Origin of the sequence: Veillonella sp. (genome assembly GCF_015058545.1) — a bacterium.
GTDB lineage: Bacteria > Bacillota > Negativicutes > Veillonellales > Veillonellaceae > Veillonella_A.
Map to the genome: position 1 here is coordinate 1 of NZ_SVCB01000068.1, position 10,619 is coordinate 10,619.

7 protein-coding genes are annotated in these 10,619 nt (G+C 43.7%); all 7 read right to left on the reverse strand.

The genetic code is table 11. From position 1 onward, the window contains the following. On the reverse strand, positions 1-2,013 hold a 2,013-nt coding region (gene mutL / locus E7204_RS04400; protein WP_295181962.1), incomplete at its 3' end, for a DNA mismatch repair endonuclease MutL. Continuing rightward, complete coding sequence (gene mutS / locus E7204_RS04405; protein ID WP_295181964.1) at positions 2,013-4,733, reverse strand: DNA mismatch repair protein MutS; 2,721 nt, start codon at positions 4,731-4,733, stop codon at positions 2,013-2,015. The genes mutL and mutS, both read right to left, overlap by 1 nt. A gap of 140 nt (positions 4,734-4,873) precedes the next feature. Then, positions 4,874-6,184 (reverse strand): tRNA (N6-isopentenyl adenosine(37)-C2)-methylthiotransferase MiaB, encoded by a 1,311-nt coding sequence (miaB, locus tag E7204_RS04410; protein WP_295181967.1) that lies wholly within the window; start codon positions 6,182-6,184, stop codon positions 4,874-4,876. Between the two features lie 58 nt (positions 6,185-6,242). Next, positions 6,243-7,091 (reverse strand): hypothetical protein, encoded by an 849-nt coding sequence (locus E7204_RS04415; protein ID WP_295181970.1) that lies wholly within the window; start codon positions 7,089-7,091, stop codon positions 6,243-6,245. Positions 7,092-7,117: 26 nt separating this feature from the next. Further along, entirely contained in the window at positions 7,118-7,939 is an 822-nt protein-coding gene (locus E7204_RS04420; protein ID WP_295181972.1) for a PHP domain-containing protein, read from the reverse strand. A gap of 82 nt (positions 7,940-8,021) precedes the next feature. Further along, positions 8,022-9,740: a proline--tRNA ligase gene (locus E7204_RS04425; protein WP_295181975.1), complete on the reverse strand. Its 1,719-nt coding sequence runs from the start codon at positions 9,738-9,740 to the stop codon at positions 8,022-8,024. 4 nt (positions 9,741-9,744) lie between these two features. Beyond that, positions 9,745-10,619: flavodoxin-dependent (E)-4-hydroxy-3-methylbut-2-enyl-diphosphate synthase (gene ispG / locus E7204_RS04430; protein ID WP_295181978.1), on the reverse strand; the 875-nt coding region annotated here is incomplete at its 5' end.

Here is a 10,619-nt window from a genome sequence, read left to right on the forward strand (position 1 = left end):
ATAATCTTTTAACAGTGAAAAGACATAGCGCAAGATTTCTTCGCCCTTGCTTTCCACTAAGTCGATAGGCAGTCCTTCAATTTTTAATTGCGTAGGTCCCCCCTGCACAACTTGAAAGCCTAGATTCAACAGTGTGTTGTTTTGTTCTTCCGCAATAATCAACTCTTCCTCACTGGCTTCAATATATTGAGGAATCAAAAGTTCCTGCATAGGAATCGCCTCCGCCGACTTACAGAGTTGGTCGTAACGAATACGTTCATGCGCCGCATGTTGGTCAATGATATACAGATTATCGCCTTTTTTTGCCAAAATATAGCAAGCCGCAACCTGACCTAATGGCAACAAACCGGTTGTATTGACGCTGAAACGATTGTTATTTGCGCTATTGCCCGGTTCAGCATCGGCTGCCGAAGCCATTCCCGCTGTACCTGACTCCTGGGAACCCGATCCGATTGCGCTATCGGATCCGTAACTACCTCCGCCCTCAGAACTGTAACCGGTTCCACCATTGGAGCCGTAACCGCCTGTGCCATCGGAACCGTAACCGCCGTTTCCCCGTAGGGATGAGGCTAACTGACGGAATTTCTCTTTATCTTCTTCCGTATAGCTTTTTGGCACAACAGCATCCTTAAAGTCACCGGACTCAATCCAGGAGCTTTGTTCATAGGTTGTCCGCGTTGGCGCTTCAAAGCCTTCACGGCGTATACGATTCACAAATTCATTTGTTTTTTCACGAGCCTGCTGAGAAACTTCGGCAAACGGATAGCTAGGTCCACCGTTTTTTTGATGACCATCTTGACCATTATTACCGCTACGATTTGAGGTATCATTAAAACCAACCGTATCGAAATCAAGATTGATGGCCGAACCGCCGTCAGAACTGATGTCAATATCATTGATTTTTGCCAAATCATGATTGGTAAAGGCTTTTTCATAATTAACGGCGGTAGTAATACTGTCATCGCCGCCGCCAAAACCGTCTAAGCCATCCATGCCGGAATTATCACGGCCGGTCACCTGCTGCATCGGATTTTGCAAAGCTTGTAAAATCGCATGATATACGGCCTTAAATACAGGCTTATCATCTTCAAATTTAACTTCGCTCTTACGAGGGTGGACGTTAATATCCACAGTGCCCGGCGGTACTGTAATCGTAAGTAATACCAACGGATAGCCGCCCTTTGGCAACAACGCATAATAGGCATTGTCGATGGCTTTGGTAATCGCTTTATCGCCGATAACTCGATTATTAACCACCACGGTCTGCCAAATACGGCTGCTTTTTAATAAGGTAGGCTTACTTACCACCCCATGAATCGTAATGCCTTCCGATTCATAAGCAATGGGAAAAATATCGTCACTCACTTTATAGCCGTAAAGTGCGGAAACCGTATCAATGAGATTACCGTTCCCCGGTACAACAATACTTACCGTATCATTATTAATCAGTTTAAACGCCACATGGGGATTGCTGAGGGCTAATTTGCCGACAATATCCTGAATCTTGGCTGCTTCCGTACGCTCTGTTTTTAAAAACTTACGACGTGCCGGTGTGTTAAAAAATAAATCACGCACTTCAATAGTCGTCCCCGGTTGTGCCCCGAAAGGCAGGCAATCGGTGAATTTACCACCATCAATAAGAATTCGTGTGCCCAATTCCTGGTCAACTTTACGGGTGGTTAAACTAAAATGCGACACGGAGGCAATACTGGCCAAAGCTTCACCGCGAAAACCTAAAGATGCAATATCAAATAAATCATCCACGGAACGAATCTTGCTGGTAGCATGACGTAAAACCGCCAAGCGCGCATCTTCTTCGGTCATGCCGGAACCGTTATCGGTAACCCGCATATAAGAAGTCCCACCATTGGCGATTTCTACTTCAATGGAAGTGGCACCGGCATCGAGGGAGTTTTCCAATAACTCTTTAATAACCGAAGCCGGTCTTTCAACAACTTCACCGGCCGCTATTTTATTGATTGTAACTTCATCGAGAACATGAATCAGAGCCATTAACGGCCACCTCCCTTGCGGGCCTCTTCCTGTAATTTATAGAGCACATTCAGTGCTTCAATCGGGGTTAAACTCATTACATCGACCGCCAATAAATCATCCAGTACGGAGGTAGTGAATAAATTGGCATTCGTCGGCATGGCAAAGGTTGTATCATTAGCGCCATTACCGTTGCCGGAACTACCGGCTGCCAAAGCATTAGGAGAGCCCGTACCGTTTAACGGCATGGCCTCTTGAGAACCACCGGCAGTGCTCATGCGCGCTTCTCGTACGGCACCGGCGTTACCACGTGGTGTGGCAGCTTCTTCAAGGGCCGAGCCTTCTAAGGCTGCTAATATAACTTCCGCCCGTTTCAGCACAGAATTTGGCAAACCGGCCAATTTAGCAACATGAATACCGTAGCTGCGGTCCGCCCCGCCACGAACAATACGGCGGAGGAATACTACATCTTTCCCCTTTTCTTTAACCGCTACCGTATAGTTTTTAAGCTTTTCATACTGTTCTTCCAAACAAATAAGCTCATGATAGTGCGTGGCAAACAAGGTTTTACCATGAATATGTTTGCAAATATGTTCCACTACGGCCTGAGCAATGCTTAAACCGTCAAAAGTACTGGTGCCGCGGCCGATTTCATCAAGAATGAGCAAGCTGTTGGAGGTTGCATTATTAAGAATATACGCCACTTCTTTCATTTCTACCATGAATGTACTTTGACCGGTAGAAATATCATCGCTGGCGCCCACACGGGTAAAAATACGGTCAACCGGTGAAATAACGGCTTCACGCGCCGGAATAAAGGAGCCGATTTGCGCCATAATCATGAGCACCGCCACCTGACGCATATAGGTAGATTTACCGGCCATGTTAGGGCCTGTAATGAGCAAGAATTCTTCACCGCTGTGGTTTAAAGTAACATCATTCGGCACGAACACTTCCCGTTTTAAATATTTTTCAATAACCGGATGACGTCCGTCGCGAATCGTAATTTGACCGTTCATTGTCATAGTCGGGCAAATGTAATTCTCTTCGTAAGCCACTTGTGCAAGGCCGGATAAAACATCAAGATTAGCAAAGGCTCTCGCCGTTGCCTGAATTGGTTTTACCGCTTCTTTAACAGCTTCACGAAGTTCTTGATATAACTTTTGCTCCAAGGAAATAATCTTGTCCTTAGCGCTCAAAATATTGACTTCAAACTCTTTAAGTTCCGGTGTGATATAGCGTTCCGCATTGGCTAGTGTTTGTTTACGAATAAAATAATCCGGTACATCGGCCGCATTGGCATGAGATACTTCGAAATAATAGCCAAATACTTTATTGTAACCGGTTTTTAGGCGGATACCGGTTTTAGAACGGGCTTCTTCTTCCAAGCGATGGAGCCATTCCTGACTATTTGTCGCCATGGAGCGAAGATCATCCAGTTCCTGATTAAAGCCGTCGCGAATAACGCGGCCGTCTTTTAACGTAAGGGCCGGTTGTTCCGCAATAGCACGATTTAATAAATCATACACATCGGCATGACAGTCTATCTGACTCACTACTTCTTGCAGTAACGTGCTTTCAAAAGCACCGGCAATATGTACTAAGTCCGGTAAAATACGGAGTGATTCACGCAGTGAGGTGAAATCACGCGGCGATACGGACCCGGTTTCGACACGAGCCAAAATACGTTCAAAGTCGAAAATCAGTTTTAACAATTCCCGTAAACGTCCCTGTTCCGTCGGTTTAGCAATCAATTCCGTAATGGCACGCTGACGTCGTTCGATATGATGAATATCCATGAGCGGACTTTCCACCCATTGTTTCAAAAGGCGAGCCCCCATGGGCGTCAAGGTTTTATCCAACACTTGTAAAAGTGTACCTTTAACACCGCCATCGCGCAGATTATGGGTAACTTCCAAATGACGCAGGCTCGATGTATCAAGCACCATACGATCGCCGATATGAAGCGGATGAATATAGTTAATATGAGAAATATCGGTTTTAATTACGGTGGAAAGATAGGTCAACAAATAGCCGAGACCTTCCAACACATCTTCTTCCAGTAAACCGGCATCGGCGAAGTGAATCATGCCCTGCTCACGCACATCGGCTACCGGCAAGTTCGGCATAAACGGCGATAAGGCTACATTGTCTAATTGAACGTCGATAAAATCCTGTAATTCTTTGCCCAAAGGCAGGCTGCCGACCGTTACAATTTCTGAAGGTCGGTACATGGACAAGGCATCCTGAATGGCGCTTTGACGCTGACCATGACTGATTCTATCCCATATCACTTCACCGGTGGAAACATCGCAAAAAATCTGAATTAACGCCTCATCGGTGCGATAGAAGAGCGCCAGGAAGTTGTTTTCACGCGCTTCCGTGCCGTTTTCCGTAAGTACCGTGCCCGGCGTAATCACACGAATTACATCGCGCTTAACGATGCCCTTCGCTTCTTTCGGGTCTTCCACCTGCTCACAAATCGCTACCTTATAGCCTTTTTTTATTAACTTTTCAATATAGCTTTCCGCTGCATGATACGGTACACCACACATGGGTGCTTTCTCCGCTTCGCCGGAATTGCGTCCGGTCAAAGTAATGTTGAGTTCTCGCGAGGCTGTTAGAGCATCGTCGTAAAAGAGCTCATAAAAGTCACCGAGACGGAAGAACAGCAACTCTTCTTGGTATCTATCTTTTATGGAAAAATACTGATCCATCATGGGCGTTTGTTTTTTGCTCATAGACGCCTCCACTTTTCTAAAAACACTGTATAGTAAGTCATTAATCAGACCCTAAAACTTTACATAGTAAGCTGTTTAGGTCTGATTAATTTAATGATAATTCATGTCGAAATTTAATGATAATTTATGTCAGAATTTAATTATACGATAGTGCCGTATAAAATCCAAGTTTGCGCACGGTCAACACGAGCATTTACGGTTTGACCAATCTTTAGGGATTCGTCCTTAGGGAATAAAATCATCTTATTGCCGGATGTACGGCCAAACCAAACATCCTCATCGTTGCGGCTAGGGCCTTCCACGATGATTTCATAGGTCTTGCCTTCCATTTCCTTATTAAGTTCCAAGGAGATTTCATTTTGCACGTCCATCAAAGCTTGTAAACGTACGCGTTTTACTTCTTCCGGAACTTGGTCTTCCATAGTTGCTGCCGGCGTGCCGGAGCGTTTAGAGAAGATAAAAGTATAGGCCATGTCATAGCGAATGTCTTTTAATAATTGCAAAGTGGCCTGGAAATCTTCTTCCGTTTCACCCGGGAAACCAACGATTAAATCCGTTGTCAACGTAAGGCCGTCAATCTTTTCACGACAATAGTCAATTAACTCTTTATAGTGTTCTACCGTATAACGGCGATTCATCTTCTGTAAAATGCGATTGGATCCGGATTGAATCGGCAAATGAAGCTGCGTAACTACGTTCGTGGAACGACCGAGAGCATCAATCATTTCTTTATTCATATCCTGCGGATGACTCGTCATGTAACGAATGCGTTCAATCCCCGGAATCCCGTCAAGAGCGTCGATTAAGTCACCAAAATGGGTGCCATCTTTAAAGTCCAAACCATAAGAGTTAACGTTTTGGCCGAGCAAGGTAATTTCCTTATGACCGCTGGCACCGAGTTTTTTAACATCTTCTACAATCGCTGCGATAGGACGGCTGATTTCGCGGCCGCGCACATGCGGCACAATGCAATAGGTACAGAACTTGTTACAACCGTTCATGATTGGCACCCAAGCGGAGAAGGTCCCCATTGGTTTCGCTTCCAATTCATGAAGCACGGAATTATCCATTTCAATATTAATCTGATGTTTGTGTGTGCGTTGTACTTCTTCAACCATTTCATTGATATGACGCAAGTTATGAGTCCCCAATACGATATCGATATGAGGTGCTCGTTTAAACATATCCGCCTGGTTTTTCTGAGCCATACAACCGGTAATAGCGATGATTAAGTTCTTATTCTTCTCTTTTAAATGCTTGAGTTCACCGATACGACCATAAATCTTATGTTCTGCCGTTTCACGTACACAACAAGTATTTAAAATAATCAAATCCGCTTCTTCAAAATTGTCTGTATTTGTATAACCGGCTGTTTCTAACTGATGGGCCAAACGTTCCGAATCACTTTCGTTCATCTGGCAACCATAGGTAAATATATAGTACTGCTTCATATCGTCTCCTTAGATGTCTTTCTTTTACTTCTTTACTTCTTGTAAACCTTTTTACGCATTACGCGCGCTTTGGGTCTACCATATTGTTAACCATAATAGCCAGTCGCTCCACCGACATGCCCGTAATGTATTCAATTTCATTGCTGATAGCTTTGTGCATTTCATTCATGATTTTCTTTACCGGGCGTCCTTTATAAATGGACACACCCATTTCAAGCTTCAAAGCATTAGTACCCTTCGTTGTTTTTTTGATTTTAATATCTTCGCAGTCCGCAATGCCCGGCACTTTAATGAGACTGTTTTTAATCAATGATTCAATGACTTGATCTGAAAAAGTTAAGCGACCATAATAGCTAAATACCGGACGAATAACTGATTTTTCAAAATCTTCCGCACCGATGCCATTTGGTTTATTCGTACGGGTACGACGCAAGATAGATTTAATCGGGTCAATCAAGTATCCCTTAAAATGAGGTTTCAGTTCCATCGTCGGTACCGGAATAATATGCTTACCTTCTTTCAGCCGTGCATTTTGAGCTTTTTCAATCTCACGGGTAGAGGCTACGTCTTCAATATGGATATAACGGGACGGCTTACCGATACCTAAGGCCGTTGAAATCTTGCTTACCATATTTTCGGAGGTACCCAAAATAAGAATACGAGCCGGTTTAATTATATCCAATTGTTCTTTAACCGAACGAATTTGTTCCGGGTCCTGAAAAATAGCGCGACGCACCGCTTTTAAACGACTGGCTTCTTTTTTGGCGGAAAACCCGGCCACAATTTTATTGTTATGTATCAAAATGCCATCATCAATGATGCATTCTGCATTATTTTCATGAGCAACCACAAGGGCACGATGACTTTTGCCTGTACCGCTTGGGCCTACAAAAGCAATAACTTCCATAGCTGTCTCCGATTTCTCAATAACTGTTAATGTGCTTGTAATACATGGATAAAATCAGCAACGCTTTCACTTTGAATCAAGTAGTCACCGATGGATTTCGGTAATTTTGTTTTAATACCGTGGAAATCGGAGCCGCCCGTAACCAATAGCTTACGCTGAATAGCCATTTTACGATAACGAGCTTCATCTTCCGGTTTATGGATAATGTGATACACTTCGATGCCATCAAATGGTAATTGAAGCAGTTCTTGCACATAATCATCGTTTTTAATTAATTTAGGATGTGCCATCACAGCTAAGCCGTTAGCATCGTGAATTAAATTAATTACATCCAACGGATCTGCCTTAAATTTAGGTACATAGTAAGGGCTTCCTCTTCTCAGTAGAGTTTCAAACCCTTCATCAACGGTTTTTAAATAGCCCTTGTTAATCAAAAGTTGTGCCAACAGCGGACGACCCAAGGAACTGGCATTAGGAAAGGTTTCTTTAAATTCTTCAACCGATACATCGTAACCGTCTTTAGCCAATAAATCAATCATTTTAAAAATACGATTTTCACGGGATTCTTTAAAAAATGTCAGGTAATCATTTAATTCTTTATTTGTATAGTCAAAGGCATACCCGAGGATATGAACGTCTTTGTCTTTGTAAGTAGAGCTGAATTCACAACCCGGAATAACGGTAATGCCTAAATCAGGCTCAGTTAACATTGTCATAAAGCCATCAATCGTATCATGGTCGGTTAACGACATCATTTTGATGTTGGCCGCTTTATTAGCTGCGCGTAAATCCAATGGACGCATTACACCGTCAGATGCCGTACTATGCATGTGAAAATCTACTAACATAATCATTACCTCCTTAAACTACAAATGTACAAGAATTAATGACAGCAAAGGCAGTCGATAGAATCCCATCGACTGCCATAGATTATAAAGTATTTAACGTATCGATTACAGCTGTTTTTACATCAGCAATAGCTACTTCCACAGCTTCACCGGTTTTACGAGTTTTTAATTCTACAGCACCTGATTCCAAGGTATTTTTACTTACCGTAATACGTAAAGGATAACCAATTAAATCAGCATCTTTAAACTTAACACCGGCCCGTTCTTTACGATCGTCGAGCAATACGTCGACACCGGCCGCTTTAAGTTCATCATAAATCTTAGTACTTGCTTCCATAAGTGCTTCGTCTTTAGCATTAATCGGCACAACTACCACTTCGAACGGCGCAATGGCACGTGGCCAAATGATACCGTTTTCATCATGGAACTGCTCAATAGCGGCTGCTAACGTACGAGATACACCAATACCGTAACACCCCATAATATATGGATTAGGACGACCATTCTGATCGAGGAAGGTACCGTTTAAGGATTCACTGTATTTAGTGCCCAATTTAAAGACTTGACCAACTTCAATGCCCTTGGCGATTTCCAAGTGACCACCGCAATTAGGGCATACATCATCCTTCGTAATCAAACGAATCGGCGCTACAATAATATCTTCCAAGTTAAAATCACGTTTCGGATTGATGTTAATATAGTGAGCATCTTTTTTGTTGGCCCCGCCGCAAGCGTTGAACATTTCCATTACGGATTCGTCCACCACAATTTTGAAAGTTTCGGTTTGTTTTAAACCAACCGGACTGATAAAACCGCCGGTTAAGCCCGCTGCCACGAGTTCTTCATCGCTGGCCATTTCCGGTTCAACACCGCCGTCAACAGCATGTTGCACCGCAATTTCATTGACTTCATGGTCACCGCGTACCATCGCCAATACCACTACACCGTCAACAGATAATACAACAGCCTTGATGGTTTTATCTAAAGGCAAGGATAATTGTTCGGCAACAGCTTCAATGGTTTTGGCATCCGGTGTTGCTACTTCCGTAAGTTCCAACAAAGGTTCTTCGGACTGTTTCATAACACCCGGTTTACCGATTTCGATATTGGCTGCATAATCGCAATTATCACAGTAAATTACATCGGCTTCACCGGATTCAGCCAAGGCCATGAATTCATGGCTGTTGCTGCCGCCGATGGCGCCGGAATCAGCTTCTACAGGTTTACAGTAAAGACCGCAACGACTAAATACATTTTCATAAGCATGATACATATCCCAATAAGATTTATCGAGACCTGCTTCATCAATATCAAAGGAATACGCATCTTTCATGATGAATTCGCGACTGCGCATTAAGCCGTAACGAGGACGGCGTTCATCACGATATTTATTTTGAATTTGATATAAAGTCAAAGGCAACTGACGATACGATTTTACTTCATCTTTAATAAGAGTTGTAATCATTTCTTCGTGAGTCGGTCCTAAGCAATAGTTACGGTCATGACGGTCAGTGAGACGAATCATTTCTGCACCATATACGTTCCAACGGCCGGACTCCTGCCAAATTTCAGCCGGTTGAATAATCGGCATCATAATTTCCTGGGAGCCGATAGCTTGCATTTCTTCATGAACAATGGCTTCAATTTTACGAATACTTTTCCAAGCTAATGGCAAATAGGAATAAATCCCCCCTGCCATCTTGCGAATCATACCGGCACGCAACATATATTGTTGGCTGACTACATCTGCATCGGCAGGTGTTTCTCGTAATGTAGGGGCATATAACTTACTGGCTAGCATTGAATTACGACTCCTTTGCTTTTGACTCTAAATACATTTCTATTTCATGGAATAAAGCATCCACTAATTCACTTTCATCAACGGTTTTAATGACCTCTCCCTTGCGGAAAACAATACCGCGGCCATCACCGCCGGCAATCCCGAAATCGGCTTCACGCGCTTCGCCCGGTCCGTTTACGACGCAGCCCATAACGGCTACACGAATCGGTTCTTTAATGCTCTTAAGACGCGCTTCCACTGTTTCTGCCATGCTGAAAAGATCAACGCGACAACGTCCGCAAGTCGGACAGGAAATCATGGTGGCACCGTAAGTGCGAAGTCCTAAGGAACTTAAAATCGTTTTACCTACTTCTACTTCGTGGATAGGGTCGCCTGTTAAGGAAACGCGTAAGGTATCACCAATCCCCTGTGCCAACAAAGCACCGATACCGATGGATGATTTAACGGTCCCCTGCGTAATCGTACCGGCTTCCGTAACACCTAGATGGAGCGGATATGGTACTTTAGCCGATAATTTCTGATAGGCTTCGATCATGAGCGGTACATCGGTGGCCTTAATGGATAACTTCATTTCACGATAATCCAAAGACTCTAGAATACGCACATGCTCCAAAGCGGCTTCCACCATACCATCGGCGCAAGGATGACCGCCATAGGCATCCAAAATATGCGCCGGTAAGGATCCGGCATTAACACCGATACGGATTGGAATCTGTTTAGGTTTCGCTTTTTTAATAACGGCTACCACATTGTCGATACCGCCAATGTTCCCCGGATTAATGCGGAGTCCGTCTACGCCGCTATCAATAGCTTCGAGAGCCAAAGTATAGTCGAAGTGAATATCCGCAATAATCGGAATCTGCGCCCCTGCCTTAACTG

Bases quoted from the DNA above. Each gene is read 5' to 3' on its own strand.
- E7204_RS04420 (WP_295181972.1), bottom strand. From the start codon at position 7,939: ATGTTAGTAGATTTTCACATGCATAGTACGGCATCTGACGGTGTAATG.
- miaB (WP_295181967.1), bottom strand. From the start codon at position 6,184: ATGAAGCAGTACTATATATTTACCTATGGTTGCCAGATGAACGAAAGT.
- E7204_RS04425 (WP_295181975.1), bottom strand. From the start codon at position 9,740: ATGCTAGCCAGTAAGTTATATGCCCCTACATTACGAGAAACACCTGCC.
- mutS (WP_295181964.1), bottom strand. From the start codon at position 4,733: ATGAGCAAAAAACAAACGCCCATGATGGATCAGTATTTTTCCATAAAA.
- E7204_RS04415 (WP_295181970.1), bottom strand. From the start codon at position 7,091: ATGGAAGTTATTGCTTTTGTAGGCCCAAGCGGTACAGGCAAAAGTCAT.